This is a genomic window from Bradyrhizobium sp. CCGUVB23 (genome assembly GCF_024199885.1).
Lineage (GTDB): Bacteria > Pseudomonadota > Alphaproteobacteria > Rhizobiales > Xanthobacteraceae > Bradyrhizobium.
Window position 1 is genome coordinate 117143 of the sequence record NZ_JANADQ010000001.1, and the last position, 24972, is coordinate 142114.

The window sequence follows — 24972 nt, forward strand, 5'->3', positions numbered from 1 at the left end:
GTCAGCTCCCTCGCGGCGCCAGGAGGCGCAACAGGTCGATTTCGGTTTCGGAGGCGCGGCGGCCGATCATGGCGCGCTCCATCGAATGATCGGGGCCAGCGCGAAACCGCTTCATCATGGCGCCGCACATCAAACCCCAGCGCAGCGTGCCCATGACTTCCCAGAATTTCACGCGCGCCGCATCGACCTTGCGGCCAGCGGCCTCGTAGCCAGCGAACATTTCCTCGCGTGAGCCAAAGCCGCCGACGGGCTTGTCGATCTCGCCGAAACGCCAGGAGTTGACGCAGATCCAGCCGAGATCCTCCATCGGATCGCCGAGATGGGCGAGCTCCCAGTCCAGCACCGCGCGCACGCCATCCGCGCCGATGATGAGATTGCCGTTGCGGAAATCGCCGTGCACCAGCGTCACCTCGTCGGACGGACCGGGATCGTGGTCACGCAGCCAGCGCAGCGCCAGTTCGAACACGGGTTTCGGCCAGTTGAAGCTGCGATAGTCGCGCTCCAACTCGTCGAGTTCCTTCCTTGCGGTCATGCTGCGAAGCTCTGGCAGCTCGGCTTGCGGCAGCTTGTGCAGGCCGGCGAGGATGCCGCCGATCTGGCGCGCCATCAGCAGGCGCGCCGCGGCGAACTCATCGTCCCGCAAGATCTTGCGCGCAATCGTCTCGCCTTCGACCCGCTGCATGATGAACCCGGTGCCGAGATCGTCCTCCGCCGTCAAGACATGCAGCACGCGTGGCGACGGCACTCCCGCTTCGTATGCGAGCTGCATCAGCCTGGCCTCCGCAGCGAAGCCTGCCGCACGCGACGACGCCACGCGATAGTCCTTCGCCGCACGACGCAAGATCGCGCCGACGTTCCCATTGGGATGCAGAATGTCGAAGCGCCAGCTTTCCTGGTTGGCACCGCCGGACAGTTTTGCGGCGCCGGTGATGCCGGTTGCGCCCGGGCACCAGCGTGCGACGCTGCGCGAAAGCTCCGCCTCGATCATTTGCCTCTGAACTTGGCCGGCCGCTTCTCGAGGAAGGCGCCGACGCCTTCACGGAAGTCCTCGGTGTCGCCCGCGCGAAGCTGGCACTGGAATTCGAGATTGAGCTGCTCCTCGAAGGAGTTTTCCGGGCTGTCCCAATAGAGCTTGCGGATCAGCGACAGCGCGACCGTCGGCCCATTAGCAAGTTCATGCGCGAGCTTCATCGCCTCCTCCATCAGCGCGCCGTCGTCGTGGACGCGGTTGACGAGGCCCCATTCCAACGCCTTCTCCGCCGGCAGCCGCTCGCCCATCAGCGACAGCTCGATCGAGCGCGCCTTGCCGACGAGGCGCGGCAACAGCCAGGTCGAGCCGCAATCGGGCACGAGGCCAATGCGGCGGAAGGCCTGCAGGAAATAGGCCGAGCGCGCGCACAAGATCATGTCGCCGAGCAGCGCGAAGCTCATGCCGGCACCGGCAGCCGGCCCGTTGACCGCGGTGACGATCGGACAATGCAGATTGCGGATCCGCCGCAGGAACGGGTGAAAGCCGGTCTCGAGTGTCAGGCCGGCCTTGGTCTTCTTCGACTGGTTGTTGCGGCCCTGCAAATTGGCGCCTGTGCAGAACGCGCGCCCCGCTCCGGTCAGCACCACGCAGCGGATCTCGCCCTTCCGCTCCTCGATCTCGTCGAGCGCCTCCGCAAGCCCGCCCAGCATGTCCACCGAGACGGCGTTCATGACCTCCTGGTGATCGAGCTTGAGAATGGCGACCGGCCCGTCGAAATCGAGCGTGACGTGTTTGAACTGCATGGTTTCCTCGTCGTTGCGGCCGCGATGTTCCGCAGACCGGAATTGCCTTTCGTCGGAGCGCATATTTGATTTTTGCCGGCGGCTTGTCCATGGTGATCGGGACATAGCGGACAATCTTGTGCGCACAGGCTGATGCGCGTGATGCCAAAAACAGCGGGGAAACACCCATGACCATTTTCGATCTCACCGGCCGCGTCGCCGTGATCACCGGTGGCAATGGCGGTATCGGGCTCGGCATCGCACAGGCGCTCGCCGCGCAAGGCTGCAACGTCTCGATCTGGGGCCGCAATGCCGAGAAGAGCAAGGCCGCCGCCGCCAGCATGGCCGGCTCGCCCGGCAAGGTCGATGCCCGCGTCTGCGATGTCACCGATCCTGCGTCGGTGAATGCGGCGATGAAGGCGACGCTCGACACCTTCGGCCGGGTCGACGGCTGCTTCGCCAATGCCGGCATCGGCGGCGGCGGCCGGCGCTCCTTCGTCGAGCGCACTGAAGAGGAATGGCGCACGATGTTTTCGACCAATCTCGACGGCGTGTTCCACGCCTTCCAGGCAGCAGCCAGGCACATGACCGACCGTGCCAATGCCGGCGATCCCTTCGGCCGGCTGGTTGCTACCTCGAGCCTCGCCTCGATCTTCGGTACAGCGCGCAACGAACATTACGCCGCGACCAAGGCCGCCATCAACGCGCTGGTGCGTGCGCTCGGCGTCGAGCTGGCACGCCATGGCGTCACCGCCAATGCGATCCTGCCCGGCTGGATCAAGAGCGACATGACCGCCGGCATTATGGCCAACGAGAAATTCGTCGCCAACGTCATGCCGCGGATTCCGCAGCGGCGCTTCGGCGAGCCATCCGATTTCGGCGGCATCGCCGTGTACCTGATGAGCAAGGCGTCGTCCTATCACACCGCAGATACGTTCGTAATCGACGGCGGCTATACGGCGTTTTGAGCCACAATAACCGGGGGAGGAAGAACCATGTTCTCGCACGTGATGATCGGCACCAACGATCTGGACAAGGCCAAGGCGTTCTACGACAAGCTGCTGGCGACACTCGAGGTGCGGCCGGCGCGGGTCGATGGCCATCGCATCTTCTACATCACCAGGACCGGCATTTTCTCCGTCAGCGAGCCGATCAACGGCGAGCCGGCGACCGCCGCGAACGGGGGCACGATCGGTTTCGCCTGCAATTCGCCCGAGCAGGTCGACAAATGGCATGCAGCCGGCGTCGCGGCCGGCGGAATGCCGATCGAGGATCCGCCCGGCATTCGCGAGGGATCGGGAGCCAAGCTCTACCTCGCGTACCTGCGCGATCCCGACGGCAACAAGATCTGCGCGATGCACCGGGTGGTGTGAACTCGCCACACGTCACACTCTCATTCCCCGCGACCCGGCTACGCCAAGGCTTCGCCGGGGCATGAGGTCTTAGGCCCGCCGAAGCTTCAGTGTAGGCGGCAAGCGGGGAATCCAGTACGCCGCGGCCTCTCCGTATCCCATCGCTGCCTCTGGAATACCGGATCGCCCGCCCCAGTGCGCAATTGCGCACAAGGCGGGCGATGACAGCGAGAGTGTGGTCCACGCGCGCCTCAAGCGTTTTAAACATCGTTTGATCCACGCTGATAAATTCCGCGGCGTGGCAGAGCGCGTCTTTCAAAAAACCACGCTCGCGCTTTCGGCTTGCCGCGTCTATTGTCGCGGCAATCGCAGCTCACTCAATCGGGAGGAACAAGAATGAAACACGCCTATGTGCCCCGCACCACCAACTACACGCTCAATCCCGGCGACGAGCTCAATGATCTGCGCATGTCGGACCAGGTCCGGCCGCTCTATGACCATGTGAAGAAGTTCATCCGCGAGACCGTCGAGCCGATGACGGTGGAGTTCATCAAGCACGGCCAGAAGAAAGACGACCGCTGGAGCTTTACGCCAGGTCAGCTCGAGGTGCTGGAGAAGGCCAAGAACAAGGCGAAGGAGGAAGGCCTGTGGAACTTCTTTCTGCCCGACGACGACACCGGCCAGGGCCTGAAGAACCTCGACTACGCCTATATCGCCGTCGAACTCGGCAAGAGCCCGCTTGCCTCGGAAACCATGAACTGCTCGGCGCCCGACACCGGCAACATGGAGGTGCTGGAGCGCGCCGGCACCAAGGCGCAGAAGGAGAAGTGGCTGAAGCCGCTGTTGAATGGCGAGATCCGCTCGGCCTATGCGATGACAGAGCCGAATGTCGCTTCATCCGACGCCAAGAATATCTCGACGACGGCAAAGCTCGTCGGCGACGAATGGGTGATCAACGGCGAGAAGTATTACATCTCGGGTCTCGGCGATCCCCGCTGCAAGATCATGATCGTGATGGTCAAGACCAATCCGGATGCGCCGCCGAGCAAGCAGCAGTCGCAGATCCTGGTGCCGAAGGACACGCCCGGCGTCGAAATCCTGGGACCGATGCACGTGTTCGGACAGGACCATGCGCCGCGCGGACACATGCACATGCGCTTCAACAATGTGCGCGTGCCCAAAGACAACATCCTGCTCGGTGAAGGCCGCGGCTTCGAGATCTCGCAGCTCCGCCTCGGACCAGGGCGCATCCATCACTGCATGCGTACCATCGGCAAGGCCGAGAAGGCGCTCGACATGATGGTGCAGCGTGGCCTCACCCGCGAAGCCTTCGGCAAGAAAATCGCCCATCTCGGCGGCAACCTTCAGATCATCGCGCAGGCGCGCTGCGAGATCGAGGCGATGCGGCTGATGGTGCTGAAGGCCGCAAAGGCCATGGACGTGCTCGGCAACAAGGAGGCGCGCGTCTGGGTCTCCATGGTCAAGGCCATGGTGCCGGAGCGCGCCTGCACCATCATCGACCAGGCGATCCAGATGCACGGCGCCACCGGCATCTCGCAATGGACGCCGCTCGCCGAGATGTACCAGGACGTCCGCCACCTGCGCTTTGCGGATGGCCCCGACGAGGTGCACTGGATGGTGGTGGGACGGCATGAGCTGAGCATGCCGTAAAGGTACGGCCGTCGTAGGGTGGGCAAAGCGAAGCGTGCCCACCTCTTCCGTCGCAATCTTTGAAAGATAGTGGGCACGGCGCTGCGCGCCTTTGCCCACCCTACAGCTCGCGGATGGACTTACGACGCGGCCGCCGCCTGAAGCTTGTCCTGCGTCCTGGTCTCGAAATCCGATGCGTCGTGGCGCTCGTGCAGTTGGCTCGCGGGATCGCCGGAGACGCGGTTGACCATGCGGCCGCGCTTCACGGCCGGGCGCTTGGCGATCTGATCGGTCCAGCGCTGCACGTTCTTGTAGTCCTGCACGGACAGGAATTCGCCCGCGCCATAGACCAGCCCCTTGGCGAGCGCGCCGTACCAGGGCCACACCGCGATGTCGGCGATCGTGTACTCACCGCCGGCAAGGTACTCGCTCTCCGCAAGCCGCCGGTCGAGCACGTCGAGCTGGCGCTTGGTTTCCATCGCGAAGCGGTCGATGGCGTATTCGATCTTGGTCGGCGCATAGGCGTAGAAATGCCCGAAGCCGCCGCCGAGATAGGGCGCGCTGCCCATCTGCCAGAACAGCCAGGACATCGCCTCGGTGCGCGTCTTGATATCCTTGGGCAGGAAGGCGCCGAATTTCTCGGCGAGGTAGACGAGGATCGAGCCGGACTCGAAGACGCGGATCGGCTCGGGGCCGGAGCGGTCCAGCAGCGCGGGGATCTTCGAGTTCGGATTGATGGCGACGAAGCCGCTGCCGAACTGGTCGCCCTTGCCGATATTGATCAGCCAGGCGTCGTATTCCGCGCCCTTGTGGCCGAGCGCCAGGAGCTCCTCCAGCATCACGGTCACCTTGACGCCGTTCGGGGTCGCCAGCGAATAGAGCTGGAGCGGATGGCGGCCGACCGGCAGCTCCTTGTCGTGCGTCGGGCCTGCGATCGGCCGGTTGATGCTGGCAAACTGCCCGCCACTCGGCTTATTCCAGGTCCAGACTTTGGGCGGCTCGTAGGCGGGTGCGTCGGTCATGCAAAGGACTCCAGCGCGGAAGGCGCGTGGGGAGTTAGCTAGCGATAGCGGAGAGATTGGCAAGAGCGCCGGGTTGCATTGGCAGATGGGCGCCCTCCCCGTTTCGTCATGGCCGGGCATAGCCGCCCGTCTGGCGCCTGCGCGCAAGAAACCCAGGGCGAACCGGCTTTGCATGGCGGCAAGGCCGGGCTAGCGTTTCGCCAACGCAAGGGCAACACGGAGCCAGCGCCGGGAGGGACAGATGAAATCGCCGATCTGCGAGATGCTGGGAATCGAGTTCCCCCTGTTCGCCTTCAGCCATTGCCGCGACGTCGTGGCCGTCGTGAGCCGCGCCGGCGGTTTTGGCGTGCTGGGCGCCACCGTGCATACACCTGATACCCTCGAGCGTGAGCTGAAATGGATCGACGACCATGTCGACGGCAAGCCCTATGGCGTCGACGTGCTGATCCCCGAAAATATCTCGACGGCGGGCGAGAAGGACGTCACCTGGAAGAGCCTGGAAGCGCGCATTCCGCAGGCACATCGCGACTACACGCGCAACCTCCTGAAGAAGTACGACGTCGAGCTGACCAGCACCTCCGTCGCCGACAACCGGCCGCAGCCGTTCGACGCCAAGACGGCGCTGGAGCTCTTGGAGGTCTCCTTCCGTCATCCGATCCGGCTGATCGCCAATGCGCTGGGCGTGCCACCGAAATCGATGATCGAGATGGGCAAGGCGCACGGCGTGCCGGTGGCCGCACTTGTCGGCGCCAAGGAGCACGCGCTGCGCCATGTCGCGGCCGGTGTCGACATCCTGGTTGCACAGGGCACCGAGGCCGGAGGGCATTGCGGCGAGGTCTCGACCATGGTGCTGGTGCCGGAAGTGATCAAAGCTGTGAAGCCGATCCGCGACGTACCGGTGCTGGCGGCCGGCGGCATCATGACGGGACGGCAGATGGCCGCCTGCATGGCGATGGGCGCGGCCGGCGCGTGGACCGGCTCGGTGTGGCTTGCCACGACCGAGTCGGAGACCACGGAGATTTTTCGAGAGAAGATGATCGCGGCCTCGTCGCGCGACGCGGTGCGCTCGAAGGGCCGCACGGGAAAACCCGCGCGGCAACTCCGCTCAGTCTGGACCGATGCATGGGACCGCGCACCGGACAGCCCGGGCGCGCTGCCAATGCCGCTGCAAAGCATCGTCAGCCGCGACGCCTTCAACTCGATCGACCGCGCGGCCGCAGCCGGCAATGCGCGGGCGCGCGACCTCGTCAGCTACTTTGTCGGCCAGGGCGTCGGTCTCGTCGACAGCGTGAAGTCGGCAGGCGCGGTGGTGCAGGAGTTCAAGGAAGAGTTCGCCGAAGCCGTCGAGCACATGAATGCGCTGGTGGCGGAGTAGCATCCATCGTCATTGCGAGCGAAGCGAAGCAATCCAGGGGCTTTCCGCGGAGACACTCTGGATTGCTTCGTCGCTTCGCTCCTCGCAATGACGAAACAACTTACATCGTGAATTGAAGTTATGACAGACAAGACCAGCATCCCCCCAGACCGCATTCCCGTCATCGTCGGCGTCGGCGAGATCGTCGACCGGCCCAAGGAGATCGCCGAGGGCCTCGAGCCGCTCGATCTGCTGGAACAGGCGCTGCGGCGCGCCGAAGAAGATGCCGGCGCAAAGCTGCTCGGCGAGGTGCAATCGCTCGACGTCGTCAACTTCCTGAGCTGGCGCTATCGCGATCCCGAAACGCTGCTGGCGCAGCGGCTCGGCATCGCGCCTTCGCATTGCTATTACGGACCGGTCGGCGGCGAGAGCCCGATCCGGTATCTGCATCAAGCTGCTCAGCGCATCGCGCGCGGCGAATGCAGCTTCGCCGCCATCTGCGGCGCGGAAGCGCAGTCGACCGCGACCAAGGCGGAGCGCGCCGGCGCAAAATTGCCATGGACGCCGTTTGCGCATGACGTCGAGGAGCCGAAGCGCGGCGCGGCGTTCCAGAAGCCGCTCGCCGTGAAGCTCGGCGTGTTCCGCCCAGTCACCGTCTATCCCTTCTACGAGGCCGCATCCTCGGCCCATTGGGGCCAGACGCCGCGCGAGGCGATGGCGGAATCAGGCACGCTGTGGTCGCGCTATTCGGAGGCCACCGCGCAAAATCCCAACGCCTGGCTGAAGCGGCGCTTTGCGCCGGACGAGATCACGACACCGACCGCGGACAACCGCCCGATCGCCTGGCCCTACACGAAACTCATGGTCGCCAACCCCATGGTCAACATGGGCGGCGCGCTGCTGCTCACCAGTCTTGCCAAGGCGCGCGCGGCCGGCATTGCCGAGGACCGGCTGGTCTATCCGCTCGGCGGCGCCTCGGCCGAGGAGCCGCGGGACTATCTCCTGCGCGACCAGTTCTATGAGAGCCATCCGCAGAATGCGGTGCTGAAGGCGGTGATCGATCTCGCCGGCGGCGACGGCAAAGCGTTCGACGCAATCGAGCTCTACAGTTGCTTTCCTTGCGTGCCCAAGATGGCGCGGCGGACGCTGGGCCTCGGGCCCGACGTGCAGCCGACCGTGACCGGCGGCCTCACCTTCTTCGGCGCGCCGCTCAACACCTACATGACGCATGCGGCCTGCGCGATGGTGCGGACGTTGCGCAATGGCGCGAAACTCGGCCTGCTCTACGGTCAGGGCGGCTTCGTCACCAAGCACCACGCCCTCGTGCTCTCGAAAACACCGCCGCGCGCGGCGCTGGCGCAGGACACGAGCGTGCAGCTTGATGCCGACCGCAACAAGCGCGTGGTGCCAGAGTTCGTGACCGAGGCTTCAGGCCCGGGCAAGGTCGAGAGCTTTACGGTGATCTACGGCCGCAATGGCAACATCGAGCACGGCGTCGTCATGCTGCGCACGGAAGACGAGCGGCGCACGCTGGCGCGCATTCCGGCGAGCGACGGCGCGACGCTGGCATATCTGCTCAACATGGAGCGCACGCCGGTCGGCTCGCTCGGCCAGATCACGATGGCGGAGGACGGCGTGCCGGAGTGGCGGGTGGGTTAAGCTCTCGTGTCCCGGACGCGGTGCGGCGCGAAGTGCCGCTCCGCAGAGCCGGGACCCATTGCGTGAGCGCGGTGAACGGCTAGGCCCCGGCTCAGCAGCGCACCACTAACGTGCGGCGCTGCGTCCGGGGCACGAGAGGTAGGCAGATCACGCCGCGCGAACGTTGGTCAGGAATTTGCTGACCTCGGTCTTCAGCCGGTTCGAATCGTTGGACAGCATCTGCGCTGCCGACAGCACCTGCGAGGAGGCCGTGCCGGTCTCGGTCGCGCCGCGCTGCACGTCGGTGATGTTGGAGGAGACCTGCTGGGTGCCCTGCGCCGCCTGCTGCACGTTGCGGGCGATCTCCTGGGTCGCGGCGCCCTGCTCTTCCACCGCCGCTGCAATGGCCGAGGATATCTCGGAGAGGCGTTCGATGGTCGAGGAGATTTCCTTGATCGCACCGACGGATTCGTTGGTGGCGGCCTGGATGCCGGTGATCTGCTGGCCGATCTCGCCGGTCGCCTTCGCCGTCTGCTCGGCGAGCGCCTTCACTTCGGAAGCCACCACTGCGAAGCCGCGTCCGGCTTCGCCCGCGCGGGCCGCCTCGATGGTCGCGTTCAGCGCCAGAAGATTGGTCTGGCCGGCGATGGTGTTGATCAGCTCGACGACGTCGCCGATGCGGGAGGCGGCCTTGGAGAGCTCGCTGACGCGTTCGCTGGTGGTGCGGGCCTGGCCGACGGCGTCGCCCGCCATCCGCGCCGATTCCTGGACCTGACGGCTGATCTCGCCGACCGACGAGGCCATCTCCTCGGTGGCTGAGGCCACCGACTGCACGTTGGTGGAGGCTTCTTCCGAAGCGGCGGCGACCGTGGTCGCCATCTGCTGGGAGCGATCGGCGGTCGCCGTCAGCGTCGAGGCGGACGCTTCGAGCTGGGTCGAGGCCGACGAGACTGTCTGCACGATCTCGCCGATCATGGATTCGAATTCGCGGGTGATGTTGTCGACACGGCGGCCGCGCTCGATCTTGACCTCGGCATCGCGCGCGGCGGCTTCGTCAGCCGCCTTCTTGGCGACCAGCGCTTCCTTGAAGACCTGCAGCGCGTCGGCCATGGCGCCGATCTCGGTCTTCTCTCCCCGATGCGGCACTTCCGCGCTCAGGTCGCCCTTGCCCAGCGCCTGCATCGGCTCGACGATGGAATTGATGCCGCTGGAGACATCGCGGATCATGTAGAAGCTGAGGCCGATGCCGATGACGAGCGCGACGCCGAGAATGACGGATACCAGCATGAAGGCGAAGGAATAGCTGTCGGCGGCATCCTGAGCGGCCTGGTTGCCGCCTTTGGTGTTGAGCTCGATATCCTTTTTCAGCACCTCGTCCGATTGCAGGCCGAGCTTGCCAACGACCTTGGCGTTCAGCTCACGCGCATCGTGCGGGATCTTGCCGACATCCCTGCGCGACAGCACCATGACATCGTCCGTACCCTTCTTGTAGTCGTCCCAGAGCTTGGACCATTCGGTGTACAGTGCTCGCTCCTCCGGCGAGGTGATCATCGGCTCGTATTCCTTGCGGGACTTGGCCAGTGCCTCGATCACGTCCCCGACCGTCTTTTCTGCCGCAAGCTTTTCCTCGATCGTCTCGGCCAACAGATGACCGCGTACCATGGTGCGATAAGTGAGGACGTTGGCGCGGAGCTCGCCGAGCACCCGAACGCTTGGCATCCAGCTCGTGGCGATATCGACGGTGTTGGCGTTGATCGCCCGCATCTTCATGACGGCAAGCGCACCCATGCCGGTCATCGCGGCCAGAAGGAAGGCCACGACGCTGATGATCTTGGCACGAATGGAAATTTTCGCGAGCATTGCTGGGTCTCTTGTCTTGGATCGCGGCGTTCGAGCCACGACCACGCGTCAGGAAATAGCTGCAACCAAAAGGAGTGCGGCCGACATCCAACAACAAACGACCTGAGCAGATGTTAACTACGGACTCCGTACGAGTACGGAACCCGAAAGAAATAAACAGAGGACTAAGAGAGCCCTGCGCTCAGCGCATGAGCCCAAGCGCATCGGAGAAAAACTCCGGCCCGCCGAAATTGCCTGATTTAAGGGCAAGCAGCATGCCGCCTTCGTTTGCGCCCACAGCGCGCAACACCGGGACTCCGGCAGCAATCTCCGCGCCGACGAGGAAGCCCGGAATCTTCAGGCGGTCGACGACGGCGCCCGACGTCTCGCCGCCGGCAACGACCAGACGGCGAACGCCCGACTGCACCAATCCTTCGGCGATATCGGCCATGGCCTGCTCGATGGCGTGACCGGCAGCATCGCGGCCGTGACGCGCCTGCACTGCTGCGACCGCCTCCGGCGTGGCGCTCGAGGCGATCAGCACCGGACCATCAGCGAGCCGCGGCCGTGCCCAGGCCAGCGCGTGCTGCGCTTCGCCACCGCCTGCGACAATTTGCTCGGGTTCGAGATGCAACACCGGCATGACACGTTCGGCATTCGCGATCTGCTGAAGGGTCGCCTGCGAGCAGCTTCCGGCGAGACACGCCGCCGGTCCGCCGACCGGCGTACCCACTTCGGCGGCTGCGACATTCGGACTCACCCTTCCCGTCGAGACCAGCGCGCGCGCCAGCCCAAGGCCGATGCCGGAAGCTCCGACCGACAGCCGATGCCCCGCGGCGACGAGGCCGATGGTCTCGAGATCACGGTCGAACACGGCGTCGATGATCGCGGCGCCCAAGCCCTTGGCCGAGAGCTCAGTGAGCTGCGCACGCACGGCGTCCGCGCCGCGCGTCACGGCAGCGAGATTGACGAGACCAACCTTCGTCCTGCCCTGCCGCGCCAGCACCCGCACCAGGTTGGAATCGTGCATCGGGTTGAGTGGATGGTCTTTCAGCGGGCTCTCGTTGAGCGGCACACTGCCGACGAACAAATTGCCCTGGTAGACGGTGCGACCGGTTTCGGGGAAAGCCGGCGTCACCAGCACGATCGCCTCGCCGCAGTCGTCGCGCAGCGCGTCCATCACCGGGCCGATATTGCCGGCGTTGGTGGAATCGAAGGTCGAGCAGATCTTGAACAGCACATGGCTCGCGCCGCGGCCGCGCAGCCATTTGTCCGCCGCGCGCGAGCGCGTCACCGCAAGTCCCGCCTCGATCGAGCGGCTCTTCAAGGACACCACGACCGCGTCGACCTCGGGCAGTGCGAGGTCGTCCGCGGGAACGCCGATGGTCTGCACGGTGCGCAGGCCCGCGCGCGTCAGCGTGTTGGCGAGATCCGAGGCGCCGGTATAGTCGTCGGCGATGCAACCAAGAGTAATTTTCGCTGCCAGCGTCACGGCTTCACTCCAGCATAAGGCTTGAACCAGGCGAGACCATCGGTGGTCTTGCCACGCGGATTGTATTCGCAGCCGACGAAGCCGGCATAGCCGAGCCGGTCGAGCTCGGCGAACAGGAAGGGATAGTTCAGCTCTTCGCTATCGGGCTCGTTGCGCGAGGGGATAGAGGCGATCTGGATATGGCCGATGATCGGCATCATCTCGCGCAGGCGCATGGTGACGTCGCCATGGATGATCTGGCAGTGATAGATGTCGAACTGGAGCTTGAGGTTCGGGATCCTCAGCTCCTCGACCACATCGCGCGCGAAGCCGAAATCGTTGAGGAAATAGCCGGGGACATTGCGCGGGTTGATCGGCTCGATCACGATGTCGATGCCGTGCGGCGAAAAGAACTCCGCTGCCCACGCCACCGACTTGTAGAACGCCTCGATCGCGAGGCGATCGCCGCGGTTCGCCATGCCGGCCATCAGGTGCAGACGCTTGGCGCCGGTCGCCTTGGCGTAAGGCAGCGCCGTCTCCAGGCTCTGCTTGAGATCGCCGAAGCGCGAAGGCAGCGCCGCAAAGCCCTTCTCGCCGGCATCCCAGTTGCCGGGCGGCAGATTGAACAGCGCCTGCGTCAACCCGTTGCGCTTCAGCCGCTCGCCGACCGCTTCGGCCGGGTGCTCATAGGGAAACAGGAATTCGACGGCGGTGAAGCCTGCCTGTGCGGCGGCATCGAAGCGGTCGAGGAACGGCACCTCGGTGAACATCATCGAGAGGTTGGCGGCAAAACGGGGCATCGGAATCCTCTTATTTCTCGCCGGGCAGCTTCACGCCGGTGACCTGCGCATACATCCGGGCCACCGACGCATCGTCGTCGCGACCCATGCCAGCCGCGGCGGTCATGAGGAACATCTGGAGCGCCGCGGCGGAAACTGGCACCGGGAATTTTGCCGAGCGCGCCATGTCCTGGATGATGCCGAGGTCCTTCACGAAAATCTCGACCGCGCTGCGCGGGGTGTAGTCGCCGTCGAGTACGTGCGGCATGCGGTTCTCGAACATCCAGGAATTGCCGGCCGAGGCCGTGATCACCTCGTAGACCTTCCGGATGTCGAGACCCTGCTTGGCGGCAAAGGCGATCGCTTCCGAGGCGGCGGCGATGTGCACGCCGGCGAGGAGCTGGTTGATCATCTTGAAGGCCGCGCCCTGGCCCGCGGCATCGCCGAGCTCGTAGAGCTTTGCCGCCATGGCATCGAGCGCGGGGCGCGCCTTGGCGAACGCAGCAGGGCTGCCGGAGGCGAGGATGGTCAGCTCTCCCTGCGCGGCGCGCTGCGCGCCACCGGAGATCGGCGCATCCAGGTAGTGCCGGCCGGTCGCCTCGAGCTGCTTTGCGAGCCGCCGGGCGACGTCGGGGTCCATGGTGGCCGAGGAGATGAACACGCTATCCTTCGGCATGGTCTCGGCCGCGCCGTTTTGGCCGAACAGGATCGCCTCGGTCTGCGCCGCGTTGACGACGACGCTGACGACCACATCCGCCTCCCGAGCCGCCTCCGCTGGCGTCTTCGCGCCCGCGCCGCCGTCCTTGACGAAGCGCGCGACCGCGTCGGCCGAGACATCGCAACCGGTGACGGCAAATCCCGCCCGTTTCAGCGAAGTGGCCATGCCAAAGCCCATCGAGCCGAGCCCGATGACGGCGACACGCGATTTTTGCGAGGCTGACGACATGCGATTGGTCCCCTGGAACGTTCCTCAATGGCCGGTCTCGGCGGCCTGTTGAACCGCATATCACGGCTTGGCCGCGCTGCCAAAGCGTGAGACAACGAGGCCAACAGGGCGCCCCTTTCATGAGCAATGACAGCAAGCTTCGCGAGGATATCTGCCGCTTCGGCCGCTCGCTGTTCGAGCGCGGCCTGACGCCGGGCTCCTCCGGCAACATCAGCGTGAAGCTCGAGGATGGCGGCTGGCTGGTGACGCCGACCAACGCCTCGCTCGGATTCCTTGATCCCGCGCGGCTGTCGCGGCTCGATCCCTCCGGCCGGTTCGTCTCGGGCGATGCGCCGACCAAGGAGGTTCCCCTGCACACCGCGCTCTACGAGACGCGGGGCGCAGCGCGGGCCATCGTGCATCTGCATTCGACCCATTCGGTTGCGCTCTCGATGCTGCCCGAGATCGATCCGCGCGCCGCACTGCCGCCGATGACGGCCTATTACCTGATGAAATGCGGCGCCACCGCGCTCGTGCCCTATTACCGCCCCGGCGATCCCGCGGTGGCAGACGCAATCAAGGGGCTGGCGGGTAAATATTCATCCGTGCTGCTCGCCAATCACGGCCCGGTCGTCGCCGGCGACACGCTGGAAGCCGCCGTGTTCGCGACCGAGGAGCTCGAAGAGACGGCAAAGCTCTATCTGCTGCTGCGCGGGCTGAACCCGCGCTACCTGTCGCCCGAGCAGGTGACGGATCTGGTGAAGGTGTTCGGGCTGACGCTGCCGGAGCATGGGCACGGGGGATGAGCGACCCGGCACGACCTGCACCCGGTGAGATCGAGGCGGCAGCCCGTGTTCTCCATGAGGCGGGACTACGTCACGGTTGGTGGCGTCCCTATACGAAAACATACGACGAGCTTGCTGCAACCGATCCGATTGGAAAAAGCGAGTTCGACGGGATCGTCGAACGCATGTTGATTGCGGCGGCCGGAGCGAAACTGCGGTAACTGTCGCAGCTCGGTGAGCGGGATAGCGTCGCCTCGCCCACCGCTGTCATTCCCCGCGAATGCGGGGAATCCAGTACGCCGCGGCTTGTCCGTATCCAACTGCTGTCTCTGGAATACTGGATCGCCCGCTTTCGCGGGCGATGACGGCGAGAAGTTGGAAAGCCCCTGTCTCAATCCCGTCATCGCGAGCGCAGCAATCCAGAATCTCAACGCGGAAAGACACTGGATTGCTTCGTCGCTTTGCTCCTCGCAATGACGGGCAACCTACAGCCCCAGATACGCCTTGCGCACGTCCGGGTTGCCCTTGATCTCGGCGGACGGGCCCTGCATCAGCACGCGGCCGGTTTGCAGGATGTAGGCGCGGTCGGCGATCTCCAGGCACTCGGCCATGCGCTGCTCGACGATCAGCACGGTCATGCCGGCGTCGCGGATGCGTTTGACGGCCTGAAAGATCTCGTCGACGAGCTTTGGCATGATGCCTTGCGAGGGCTCGTCGAGCATCAGCAGCCGCGGACGCGTCATTAGGGCGCGGCCGATCGCGAGCATCTGCTGCTCGCCACCGGAGAGCGTCTCGGCGCGCTGTTCGAGACGTTCGGACAGACGCGGGAACAGGTTGAAGACGAGGTCGAGCGGCCCTTCGCGGTTCGCTTCGCCGCGGTAAAGATAGCTGCCGAGGCGAAGATTGTCGCGCACCGACAGACGCGGGAACAGGCGGCGGTTCTCCGGCACATAGGCGATGCCGGTGGCCGTGATGTGATGCTGCGCCATGCCGTCGAGCCGCTTGCCGTCGAAGGTGACGGTGCCGGAGCGCGGACGCTCGGCACCAGCGATGGATTTCAGCAGCGTCGACTTACCGGCGCCGTTGGCGCCGGCAACGCAGACGATCTCGCCCTTCTCGACATCGATCGACACGGAGGAGATCGCAACCAGCCCCTGATAGGCGGTCGTGACTTCATGCACTCTGAGCATGACGATCTCCCAGATATGCGCTGATCACCTTGGGATCGCGGACGACGTCAGCGGGCTTGCCCTCGACCAGCACCTTGCCGAGATCGAGCACGATGGCGCGGTCGACGAGCGGCATCACGATTTCCATGACGTGCTCGACCATCAGCACGGTGATGCCGGCATCCCGCACCTTGCGCACCAGCGCGACGCCGGTCTGCGCTTCCGTCGGCGTGAGGCCGGTGAGGACTTCGTCGAGCAGCAAGAGCTTTGGCTCGGTCGCAAGCGCGCGCGCCACTTCAAGGCGCCGCTTCTCGGCCGGCACGAGGTCGCTTGCAAGCACGCCGGCTCGCGCGGCAAGGCCGGTGAACTCCAATACCTCATGTGCCTTGCGACGCGCCTCGCGCATCACGGTGTTGCGCACCAGCGCGCCGACGATGACGTTGTCGATGACCGTCATGGTCTCAAAGCTCTTGACGACCTGGAAGGTGCGCCCGACGCCGCGCTGGCAGCGCTCGGCTGCCGGCATGCGCGTGACATCCTCGCCGTCGAACCAGATCGAGCCTTGTGTCGGCGGCAGAACGCCGGCGATGAGATTGAACAGCGTCGACTTGCCTGCGCCGTTGGGTCCGATCAGCCCGACGATCTCGCCGCGGCCGACCGAGATCGAGACGTCGGAGTTGGCGACGAGGCCGCCGAAGCGCTGCCAGACGCCGCGGGTTTCAAGGAGCGCGGTCATCGTGCGGCTCCCTTGCGCGAGGAGAATAGGCTCACCAGCCCTCGCGGCAGCGCCAGCGAGATCAGGATGATCAGTGAGCCATAGACGATGAGGTCGACGCCGCGGCCGGAGCCGCCGATATAGGAGCGCGTCAATTCCGTCAGCGGGATCAGGATGACCGCGCCGAGCGCGGGTCCCCAGAGAGTGCCGATCCCGCCCAGCACCGCCGGCAGCGCCATGAGCAGCGAGAACTGGAAGCCCATCACGCTTTCAGGATCGATATAGGAGACGAACTGCGCATAGAAGCTGCCGCCGACTGCGACAAGGAAGGCCGAGACGGCCGCGGCGCCCATCTTGGAATTGAACACGTCGACGCCCAGACTCTCGGCGGCCTGCGGATTGTCCTTCACCGCACGCCACCAAAAGCCCCATTTGGAATCTTCCAGCCACCAGGTGACGAACCACGCGACACAGGCGAGCACGAGGGCAAAATAGAAGTACGGCAGCTTGCTTCGCGTGAACTGGAACTTCAGCCAGCTGTCGCCGCGCACGGGAATGTCGATGCCGAGCGCTGCGCCCGCCCAGTCCCAGTTCTGGATCAACAGCAGCGCGATCTCGGCGATCACGATGGTGGCGATGGCGAAATAGTGGCCGCCGAGCCGGAAACAGGGATAGCCGAGCGCCATCGCGATCGCTGCGGAGATCAAACCGCCGGCGATCATCCCGAACCACGGCAGCACTCCGAACTTCATGAAGAGAAGCGCGGTGGTGTAGGCACCCAACCCGAAATAAAGGGCGTGGCCCAGCGAAATCTGTCCGCAATAGCCGGAGAGGATATTCCAGCTCTGCGATAACGCTGCGTACATCAGCGTCAGGATCATGATGTTCTGGACGTAGACGTCCTTCACGAACAGCGGCACCAGTGCCGCGATCGCCGCCAACACGGCGGCTATGATCAGGTCGCGGCGGCGCCGCGAGGAAAAATCCTTGTCCATCACATCGACCCGAACAGGCCGCGCGGCCGGATGAAGACCACGAGGAGATAGACGGCGTAGATGCCGACCGATTTCAGCGATGGCGGCAGCACCAGCGCGGTCGTTGCTTCGACCAAACCGACGACGATACCGCCGGCGAAGGCGCCGAACACGCTGCCGAAGCCGCCGAGGGCCACCGTGACATAGGCGATCAGCGCAAAGGACGCGCCGACGTCGGGATAAATATAGAAGAAGACCGCCATGATGGCGCCGGACAGACCGACCAGGGCCGCCCCGAGGCCCCAGCCGAGCGCGAACACGCGGTTCTTGTCGATCCCAACGAGCGCGACCGCGCCGGGGTCTTCACGAGTCGCCTCCAGCGCGCGGCCGAAATCGGTACGGTTGATGAAGAAATAGAGCCCGGCGAACGCCGCGATCGACACCAGGGCGCCAACGAGCTGCGGCTCCGGCAGGAAGATGCCGGCGATCGACACCGTCTTGCCGCCGAGCCAGGAGTGCGTAACGCTGCGATAGTCCGGCGTAAAGAAGAGCTGCGCCAATCCGCGCATCACGATCGCCAGGCCAAAGGTCGCGAAGATCTGCACCATGCCGGCATTGGCCTTGGCGCGCATCGCAAAGCGCACGATCAAGAGATAGATCAGGGCCCCGAACACGAACAAGGCCGCGGCGACCAGCGGCGCCGAGAGCAAGGGGTCGATCGCGAAGAACGCGAACAGGAAGAAGGTCGCGTACATCGCGATCATCAGGAACTCGCCATGGGCGAAGTTCACGACGTCCATCAGACCGAAGATCAGGGCGAGCCCGACCGCGATCAATCCATAGAGCAGCCCCATCAGGAGGCCGCTCGCAAGACTTTGGATAATGGTCTCGGTTGTCACAGTGCTTGGTCCCCCACCCTGCCCTGCGGCCTGTTTACTTCATCGGCCAGATCGGTTCGGCCACCGCGGCCTGCGCCGGCGAGATGGTGACGAACTTGCCGCCGACATACTGCAGAAGCACGGGGTCGGCATCGTTGTTCTGGCCCATCTCGTCGAACTTGACGCGCTTCCAGGGCATGATGGTCTGCTCGCCCGGCATCTCGGTTGCCGCCAGGGCGTCGCGGATCTTCTCGCCGTCGGTGGACTTGGCGCGGTTGATGGCGTCCGCCATGATGATCATGGTCATGAATTCCCGCGAGGTGTTGTCGTTGAGATCCTTGCCGGACTTCGCCTTGAACATGTCGTTGATCTTGCCGACCATCGGCCGCTTGGCGGCGAGATCGAGCGAGAAGCTGCCGCGGGTGATCACACCCTCGACCTTGTCGCCGACCGCGTCATAGAACGCCTTCTCGGAGAAGCCGGCGGCCTGCGCCACGATGGAGTTCGGCTTGTAGCCGAGCTCACCCATGGTCTTGATCAGAAGGATGCCGTCGGTGGTGTAGCTCGAGGGCATCAGCACGTCGGCGTTGGCAGCCTTCAGTTGCTGCACTTCGGCCGACAGCGACGGCGAATTGGCACGATACTTGATGTCGGCGGCGACCTTGTAGCCGCGCTCGGCGGCAAGCTTGAGTTGCGCATTCGCCGAGTCGGTGCCGAAGATCGTGTCCTCGTGGAACAGGGCCAGCGACTCGATCTTGGTGCCCTTCTTCTTCATCGCATCGAGGAAATCGAACATTGCCGCCGAGAACATCTCGTCGTGCGGCGAGGCACGGAAATAGTATTTCAGGCCGCGGCGATGCAGGCTGGGCGAGGAGTTGTCGGCCGACATGAACGGTATCTGGTAACGTTCGCAGATCTGGCTGACGGTGACCGCGACAGCGCTCTGATAGGTGCCGAGCACCGCACAGACCTTTTCCTGCGTGATCAGGCGTTCGGCCTCGGCGCGGCCCTTCTGCGGATCGCCCTGGTGATCGGCGAAGACCAGGCGGATCTTGGCGCCGCCGAGGCCCGGCAGTCCTTCACCCTTGGCTAGCGGCAGGTCAAGTTCGAAGTCCTTGTTGATGATGTCGACCGCAGTCTCGAATGCGCGCTGCGCATCGACGCCGATCTGGGCGTTGGCGCCCGACAAGGGATAGGTCAGGCCGATCACCACTTCCGAGGTCTGCGCGCGAGCTGCGAGCGGCATGAGTGCAGCAGTTGCGGTAGCAGTAGCTCCGAGCAGAACGTCGCGGCGCGTGATCGTCATTAGCAAATTCCCCTCTTATTTGCGGCTATCGATGGAGCGATTGGTGTGTACGGTAAAGCCCGAAGAAGCAGCATACGCTGCCCATTAAATCACGGCCATGTTCTTGTTCTTCAGGTCCGTCACCAGCATCAGCCCCGGCGAATGCGTGATCGCGAACGGCAGCTTCGCGGCATTGATGACGGACTGCGGCGTGACGCCGCATGCCCAGAACACCGGGATCTCGTCATCGGCGACCGGCACGGGATCGCCGTAGTCGGGCTTGGCGATGTCCTTGATGCCGATCAGGTGCGGATGGCCGAGATGCACGGGCGCGCCGTGCACGGCGGGGTAGCGCGAGGTGATCTGCACCGCGCGGATCACATCGGCCGGCTTGAATGGACGCATCGACACCACCATTGGGCCCGCGAACGGTCCCGAGGCGCCGCACGCGATGTTGGTGCGGTACATCGGCACGCGCACATTGTGCTCGATGTGGCGGATCGGCATGCCCTCGTCGAGCAGCGCCTCTTCAAAGGAGAACGAGCAGCCGAGCACGAAGGTCACGAGGTCGTCGCGCCAGTGTTTCGTGATGTCGGTCGGCTCTTCCACGACCTCACCGTCGCGCCACACGCGATAGCGCGGCACGTCGCTGCGGATGTCGAGATCGGCGCCAAGCGCGGGGATGTACGGACTGCCGACGTCGGACATGCCGATGATCGGGCACGGTTTTGGATTGAGCTGGCAGAAGCGGTGAAAGGCGCTGGCGTATTTCTCGGGCAGGATCGCCAGATTGCCCTGCACGAAGCCGGGGGCGACGCCGGCCGTCGAGCCGACCTGTCCGCTGCGATAAGCGAGCCGCGCCTGACGGCTCGGAAGGGCGTCGTTTGTTTCAGTTTGCTGCGCTGCCACCAAAACAGTCATTTGATCGACCTGCCTATAATCTCGACAAGGACAGCCAACACCAGCCGTGCTATAAAGTCTAATCTTCCTTTCTAATATAGATCGATAAATTCCATTTATCGATTGGAAAACTCCGTCCAATGCTGGACTTCAGGTCGATCGAAACCTTCCTCTGGGTTGTGAAGCTCGGCAGCTTCCGCGGGGCCGCGCAACGGCTCAACACCACCCAACCGGCGATCTCCCAGCGCATTGCCCAGCTCGAGCGCGAGATGGGCGTCAAGCTCCTCAACCGCGATCATCGGATCGCCTCGCCGACGCCGAGCGGCCGGCAGATGATGGTCTATGCGGAAAAGCTGATCGGCCTGCGCGCGGCGATGATGGCCGAGATCGGCAACGCGTCGGCGATGCGCGGCGTGATGCGGCTGGGTGTCGCCGAGACCATCGTGCACACCTGGCTGCCGCGGCTCGTCAAGAGCGTGAACGAGATCTACCCGAACCTGTCGCTCGAGATCGAGGTCGACATCACGCCGAACCTCACAGCGCGCCTCTTGGCACAGGAGATCGAGCTTGCCTTCGTGGTCGGACCGCTATCGGCTTCCGGCGTGCATAACCGCGTGCTGACGGAATATCCGATCGGCTTTCTCGCAAGCCCTTCGCTCGGGCTCGGCCACGGTCCGGTCACCAGGCAGGACCTTGCGCGCTTTCCGATCATCACCTTCCCGCGCAAGACCAGACCGTATGAGGCCGTGCGCGAGGTCTTCGACCGGCCCGAGCTGCCCCCGATCCGTCTGCATGCCTCCGCGTCGCTCGCGACCGTCATCCACATGGCGGTCGAGGGACTTGGCATCGCGGTGATCCCCGCCGCGATCGTCGAGAACGAGCTCGCCGACGGACGGTTGCAGCTGCTCGATACCGACCTCAACATCACGCCGCTGACCTTCACGGCAAGCTGGCTCGCCTCGCCCGACGTCATCGCCGTCGAGCGCGTCGCCGATCTCGCGCGGCAGATCGCGCAAAAGAGTCTCGTGGTTGACGCGGAGATGACGGCGCGTCATTGAAATTGGGCCTGACAGGAATGGAAATAGACGCATGAGCCGAGCCGCCACCAATCTGCAAATCGATTCCGCCCGCCTCTGGGGCTCCATCCACGAGACCGCGCAATTCGGCGCGACGAAGAAGGGCGGCGTGCGGCGGCTGACACTGAGCGCCGAGGACAAGCAGGTGCGCGACTGGTTCCGCAATGCGTGCGAGGATGCCGGCCTCGAGGTGCACATCGACGCGCTCGGCTCGATGTTCGGCTTGCGGAGGGGCCGTGACATGTCGAAGCTGCCTGTCGGCATCGGCTCGCATCTTGATACGCAGCCGACCGGCGGCAAGTATGACGGCATTCTGGGGACGCTCGGCGCGCTCGAGGTGATCCGCACGCTGAACGACGCCGGCATCGTGACCGAGGCGCCGATCTGCGTCGTGAACTGGACCAACGAGGAAGGCTCGCGCTTTGCGCCCGCGATGATGGCGTCCGCCGCCTATGTCGGCGATTTCACCACCGACGATATCCTGTCGCGCAAGGACGCCGAGGACGTCACGGTCGGCCAGGCGCTCGATACGATCGGCTATCGCGGCGACAAGCCTGTCGGCTTCCAGAAGCTCGGCTGCTTCGTCGAGCTGCATATCGAGCAGGGACCGATCCTGGAGGCCGAAGCCAAGACCATCGGCGTCGTCGACTCCGGCCAGGGCGTGCTGTGGTATGACGGCCATATCACCGGCTTCGAAAGCCATGCCGGCTCGACGCCGATGCCGCTGCGCCGCGACGCACTGGCGACCTTGTCCGAAATCGTGCTGGCGATGGAGGCCATCGCGAAGAAGCACGGGCCGAAAGCCGTCGGCACCATCGGCGAGGCCGTGATCGCAAATCCCTCGCGCAACGTGATCCCCGGCGAGATCGCCTTCACCATCGATTGCCGCAGCGCAGATGCCGCGATCATGGACGCGCTCGATCGCAACCTGCGCGCGGCCATCGCCGAGATCGCCGCGCGGCGCAAGGTCGAGGTGAAGCTTGATCTGGTCTGGCGCAAGGTGCCGACGCATTTTGATCCCAAGCTCATTGCGGCCGTCGAGAATGCCGCCAATACGCTCGGCTATTCCAGCCGCCGCATCACCTCCGGTGCCGGTCACGATGCCTGCAACCTCAACACCGTGATGCCGGCGGCGATGGTGTTCGTACCCTGCAAGGACGGCATCAGCCACAACGAGCTGGAAGACGCGACGCAGGCAGACTGCACCGCTGGCGCCAACGTATTGATGCACACCGTGCTGGCGATCGCCGGCGTTGCGTCTTGAGAGACGGGCGTTGTCGTCGCCGCGGACTAGAAACTCGTAGGGTGGGTTAGCCTTGCCACTGCGCGAAGCGCAGTTCGCTGGGCGTAACCCACCGCTTTTCTGGCCACATAGGTGGTGGGTACGCCTTCCGCCCCAGCTCGATGCAGCTGCCCTGATGGTCAGTTGCAGGTCGTGTTCATGTTGGTGCAGATCGCCGTGGTCCAGCCGATGCCCTTCTTGACCTGAACCTTGAGAAATTCGCCCCAGCAGCCCAACATGTCGACACGCTGATCCCCGGAGACGTGAGAATCGACCAGGTCAGTTCGGATATCGTGATTGCGATAGACTACGCCGCCGTTTTGCAGACCGCTGATGCCCACCACACTTTTGTGCAGATACCCCTTTCCCTGGAAAATGACCTTGCCGCCTGATGGCTGATCGGCGTCGATCAGATTGGCGCGGTCGATCTCGTACCAGTCACCGAACTGGCCGGTGACATGCACGCCGATCCAGCCGTCACTCGTGGTGTTCTTCAGCAACGCGATGGCATTTCCGCCCGGAGTTGCCCTTACATTGGTGCCCTTGGGGTCGGTATCGGTAACGTCGATGTTCACATTGCAGGCCTGCTTCTGCGCGGTCTGGGCCAGGCAGACTGTGGTCGGCGTCAGCGCCAGAAACAAGACAAAGACAGCAGGACTTTTCATCGGAGTTTCACGGTTGGGTTTCGGTAAGAGTTGCGCCGCGGCTTGGTCATCCGCTTCTCTGTCGAAGCCCGTTGATGTCGGGTTCGAGGCACGCCGAAAGAAATCGCGACGAAGCAATCGTAAGGTGGGTTAGCGAAGCGTAACCCACCGCTTTTGTGCCGCATAAGGGGTGGGTTAGTCTTCAGCTAACCCACCCTGCGCACCGAGGCCTAATCCACCATCTCCGCGACCGCCTTGCCGCAGGCGGTCGTGTCGGCGTTGCCGCCGAGGTCTTTCGTGCGCAACGTGCGTTCGGCGAGCGTGCGCTCGATGGCGTCGACGATCGACTTGCCGGCTTCCTTCTCGCCGAGATGCTCGAACATCATCGCGCCCGACCAGATCATGCCGATCGGGTTGGCAATGCCCTGCCCCGCGATATCGGGCGCCGAGCCGTGCACGGGCTCGAACACCGACGGGAAATTGCGTTCGGGGTTGATGTTGCCCGACGGCGCGATGCCGATGGTGCCGGTGCAGGCGGGGCCGAGATCGGAGAGGATGTCGCCGAACAGGTTGGAGCCGACCACGACGTCGAACCAGTCCGGATGCAGCACGAAGTTCGCCGTCAAGATGTCGATGTGGTACTTGTCCCACTTCACGCCCGGAAACTTCTTCGCCATCGCCTCCACGCGCTCGTCCCAATAGGGCATGGTGATCGAGATGCCGTTGGACTTGGTCGCCGAGGTCAGGTGCTTCTTCGGCCGCGACTGCGCGAGCTCGAAGGCGAATTTCAGGATACGGTCGACGCCGACGCGGGTCATCACGGTCTGCTGCGTGACGAATTCGCGGTCGGTATCCGGGAACATGCGGCCGCCGACGGACGAATATTCGCCTTCGGTGTTCTCACGCACCACCCAGAAATCGATATCGCCGGGCTTGCGGTTCGCAAGCGGCGACGGCACGCCGGGCATCAGCCGGACCGGGCGCAGGTTCACATACTGGTCGAACTCGCGGCGGAACTTGATCAGCGACCCCCACAGCGAGACGTGATCCGGAATTTTTGCCGGCCAGCCGACCGCGCCGAAGTAGATCGCGTCATGCTTGCCGATCTTCTCCTTCCAGTCGTCAGGCATCATCTGGCCGTGCTTCTCGTAATAGTCGTAGGACGAAAAGTCGAAATGATCGAACTGCACGGAGACGCCGTGTTTCTTCGCGGCCGCCTCCAGCACGCGCAGCCCCTCGGGCATCACTTCCTTGCCGATGCCGTCGCCGGGGATCACCGCGATCCGGTATTGTTTCTTGCTCATTCTGGTTGTCCTGGAAGCTTTCTTTGGAAATTGTCCTGGCTTGATCTGGCCGGGCCGACCATGGGCCCTGGTTGATAGGCCTGCAATGGACCAAACTCGCCAGCAGCGCAACGCTGCACTGCAATGTTGACCATGGCACGGGCGACCGCCTACTGATTTCATCCTGTTCCCCGACGTC

At 64.4% G+C, this 24972-nt stretch carries 24 protein-coding genes; 9 read left to right on the forward strand and 15 right to left on the reverse strand.

Annotated features, from left to right (window positions below; all coding sequences use genetic code 11):
• Position 1 precedes the first annotated feature (1 nt).
• Entirely contained in the window at positions 2 to 988 is a 987-nt protein-coding gene (locus tag NLN62_RS00510; RefSeq protein ID WP_254106985.1) for a phosphotransferase family protein, read from the reverse strand.
• Positions 985 to 1773 carry an enoyl-CoA hydratase/isomerase gene (locus tag NLN62_RS00515; RefSeq protein WP_254106986.1) on the reverse strand — a complete coding sequence of 263 codons (789 nt, stop codon included), beginning with the start codon at positions 1771 to 1773 and terminating at the stop codon, positions 985 to 987. Before NLN62_RS00515 ends, NLN62_RS00510 begins: the two co-directional genes overlap by 4 nt.
• A 167-nt stretch (positions 1774 to 1940) precedes the next feature.
• Here NLN62_RS00515 and NLN62_RS00520 point away from each other — a divergent pair, with 167 nt between their 5' ends.
• The 3 genes from NLN62_RS00520 (at position 1941) to NLN62_RS00530 (ending at position 4775) form a co-directional block, all read left to right on the forward strand.
• On the forward strand, positions 1941 to 2720 hold the full coding sequence (locus NLN62_RS00520; protein WP_254106987.1) for an SDR family NAD(P)-dependent oxidoreductase: 780 nt from the start codon (positions 1941 to 1943) through the stop codon (positions 2718 to 2720).
• Positions 2721 to 2747: 27 nt separating this feature from the next.
• Positions 2748 to 3125, forward strand: a complete 378-nt coding sequence (locus tag NLN62_RS00525; RefSeq protein WP_027525856.1) for a VOC family protein — start codon at positions 2748 to 2750, stop codon at positions 3123 to 3125.
• 375 nt (positions 3126 to 3500) lie between these two features.
• Complete coding sequence (locus tag NLN62_RS00530) at positions 3501 to 4775, forward strand: acyl-CoA dehydrogenase family protein (protein WP_254106988.1); 1275 nt, start codon at positions 3501 to 3503, stop codon at positions 4773 to 4775.
• A 119-nt stretch (positions 4776 to 4894) separates the two neighbouring features.
• Here NLN62_RS00530 and yghU read toward each other — a convergent pair whose 3' ends face one another.
• Positions 4895 to 5776: a glutathione-dependent disulfide-bond oxidoreductase gene (yghU, locus tag NLN62_RS00535; RefSeq protein WP_027525854.1), complete on the reverse strand. Its 882-nt coding sequence runs from the start codon at positions 5774 to 5776 to the stop codon at positions 4895 to 4897.
• 241 nt (positions 5777 to 6017) lie between these two features.
• Here yghU and NLN62_RS00540 point away from each other — a divergent pair, with 241 nt between their 5' ends.
• Positions 6018 to 7151, forward strand: a complete 1134-nt coding sequence (locus NLN62_RS00540; RefSeq protein ID WP_254106989.1) for a nitronate monooxygenase — start codon at positions 6018 to 6020, stop codon at positions 7149 to 7151.
• Positions 7152 to 7271: 120 nt separating this feature from the next.
• Positions 7272 to 8789 carry an acetyl-CoA acetyltransferase gene (locus tag NLN62_RS00545; RefSeq protein ID WP_254106990.1) on the forward strand — a complete coding sequence of 506 codons (1518 nt, stop codon included), beginning with the start codon at positions 7272 to 7274 and terminating at the stop codon, positions 8787 to 8789.
• 147 nt (positions 8790 to 8936) lie between these two features.
• Here NLN62_RS00545 and NLN62_RS00550 read toward each other — a convergent pair whose 3' ends face one another.
• From NLN62_RS00550 to ltnD, 4 genes are all read right to left on the reverse strand, one after another.
• On the reverse strand, positions 8937 to 10628 hold the full coding sequence (locus NLN62_RS00550; protein ID WP_254106991.1) for a methyl-accepting chemotaxis protein: 1692 nt from the start codon (positions 10626 to 10628) through the stop codon (positions 8937 to 8939).
• Between the two features lie 181 nt (positions 10629 to 10809).
• Entirely contained in the window at positions 10810 to 12099 is a 1290-nt protein-coding gene (otnK, locus tag NLN62_RS00555) for a 3-oxo-tetronate kinase (RefSeq protein ID WP_254106992.1), read from the reverse strand.
• Positions 12096 to 12878 (reverse strand): 2-oxo-tetronate isomerase, encoded by a 783-nt coding sequence (otnI, locus tag NLN62_RS00560; RefSeq protein WP_254106993.1) that lies wholly within the window; start codon positions 12876 to 12878, stop codon positions 12096 to 12098. Before otnI ends, otnK begins: the two co-directional genes overlap by 4 nt.
• Positions 12879 to 12888: 10 nt before the next feature.
• Positions 12889 to 13803, reverse strand: coding sequence for an L-threonate dehydrogenase (ltnD, locus tag NLN62_RS00565; protein ID WP_254106994.1), 915 nt, complete (start codon positions 13801 to 13803; stop codon positions 12889 to 12891).
• Positions 13804 to 13922: 119 nt separating this feature from the next.
• Between ltnD and NLN62_RS00570 the strand changes: the two genes are divergently transcribed.
• Positions 13923 to 14588 carry an aldolase gene (locus NLN62_RS00570; protein ID WP_254106995.1) on the forward strand — a complete coding sequence of 222 codons (666 nt, stop codon included), beginning with the start codon at positions 13923 to 13925 and terminating at the stop codon, positions 14586 to 14588.
• Positions 14585 to 14788, forward strand: a complete 204-nt coding sequence (locus NLN62_RS00575; protein WP_254106996.1) for a hypothetical protein — start codon at positions 14585 to 14587, stop codon at positions 14786 to 14788. Before NLN62_RS00570 ends, NLN62_RS00575 begins: the two co-directional genes overlap by 4 nt.
• Positions 14789 to 15052: 264 nt before the next feature.
• Here NLN62_RS00575 and NLN62_RS00580 read toward each other — a convergent pair whose 3' ends face one another.
• From NLN62_RS00580 to NLN62_RS00605, 6 genes are all read right to left on the reverse strand, one after another.
• Positions 15053 to 15757 carry an ABC transporter ATP-binding protein gene (locus NLN62_RS00580; protein WP_027525845.1) on the reverse strand — a complete coding sequence of 235 codons (705 nt, stop codon included), beginning with the start codon at positions 15755 to 15757 and terminating at the stop codon, positions 15053 to 15055.
• Positions 15741 to 16472 carry an ABC transporter ATP-binding protein gene (locus NLN62_RS00585; protein ID WP_254106997.1) on the reverse strand — a complete coding sequence of 244 codons (732 nt, stop codon included), beginning with the start codon at positions 16470 to 16472 and terminating at the stop codon, positions 15741 to 15743. Before NLN62_RS00585 ends, NLN62_RS00580 begins: the two co-directional genes overlap by 17 nt.
• Positions 16469 to 17446 carry a branched-chain amino acid ABC transporter permease gene (locus NLN62_RS00590; RefSeq protein ID WP_254106998.1) on the reverse strand — a complete coding sequence of 326 codons (978 nt, stop codon included), beginning with the start codon at positions 17444 to 17446 and terminating at the stop codon, positions 16469 to 16471. The genes NLN62_RS00585 and NLN62_RS00590 overlap by 4 nt, the downstream gene beginning before the upstream one ends.
• On the reverse strand, positions 17446 to 18324 hold the full coding sequence (locus NLN62_RS00595; RefSeq protein WP_256575869.1) for a branched-chain amino acid ABC transporter permease: 879 nt from the start codon (positions 18322 to 18324) through the stop codon (positions 17446 to 17448). Before NLN62_RS00595 ends, NLN62_RS00590 begins: the two co-directional genes overlap by 1 nt.
• A 34-nt stretch (positions 18325 to 18358) precedes the next feature.
• Positions 18359 to 19609, reverse strand: coding sequence for an ABC transporter substrate-binding protein (locus tag NLN62_RS00600; RefSeq protein ID WP_254106999.1), 1251 nt, complete (start codon positions 19607 to 19609; stop codon positions 18359 to 18361).
• Between the two features lie 84 nt (positions 19610 to 19693).
• Positions 19694 to 20509: a putative hydro-lyase gene (locus NLN62_RS00605; protein WP_254107000.1), complete on the reverse strand. Its 816-nt coding sequence runs from the start codon at positions 20507 to 20509 to the stop codon at positions 19694 to 19696.
• A 119-nt stretch (positions 20510 to 20628) separates the two neighbouring features.
• On the opposite strand from NLN62_RS00605, the gene NLN62_RS00610 reads away from it, so the two are divergent.
• Together NLN62_RS00610 and NLN62_RS00615 are read left to right on the forward strand one after the other, a co-directional pair.
• Positions 20629 to 21546 carry a LysR family transcriptional regulator gene (locus NLN62_RS00610; RefSeq protein ID WP_254107001.1) on the forward strand — a complete coding sequence of 306 codons (918 nt, stop codon included), beginning with the start codon at positions 20629 to 20631 and terminating at the stop codon, positions 21544 to 21546.
• A 31-nt stretch (positions 21547 to 21577) separates the two neighbouring features.
• Positions 21578 to 22828, forward strand: coding sequence for a Zn-dependent hydrolase (locus NLN62_RS00615; protein WP_254107002.1), 1251 nt, complete (start codon positions 21578 to 21580; stop codon positions 22826 to 22828).
• Between the two features lie 158 nt (positions 22829 to 22986).
• Here NLN62_RS00615 and NLN62_RS00620 read toward each other — a convergent pair whose 3' ends face one another.
• Both NLN62_RS00620 and NLN62_RS00625 read right to left on the reverse strand, forming a co-directional pair.
• Entirely contained in the window at positions 22987 to 23628 is a 642-nt protein-coding gene (locus NLN62_RS00620) for a hypothetical protein (RefSeq protein ID WP_254107003.1), read from the reverse strand.
• 92 nt (positions 23629 to 23720) lie between these two features.
• Positions 23721 to 24794 (reverse strand): tartrate dehydrogenase, encoded by a 1074-nt coding sequence (locus NLN62_RS00625; RefSeq protein WP_254107004.1) that lies wholly within the window; start codon positions 24792 to 24794, stop codon positions 23721 to 23723.
• Positions 24795 to 24972: the final 178 nt, after the last annotated feature.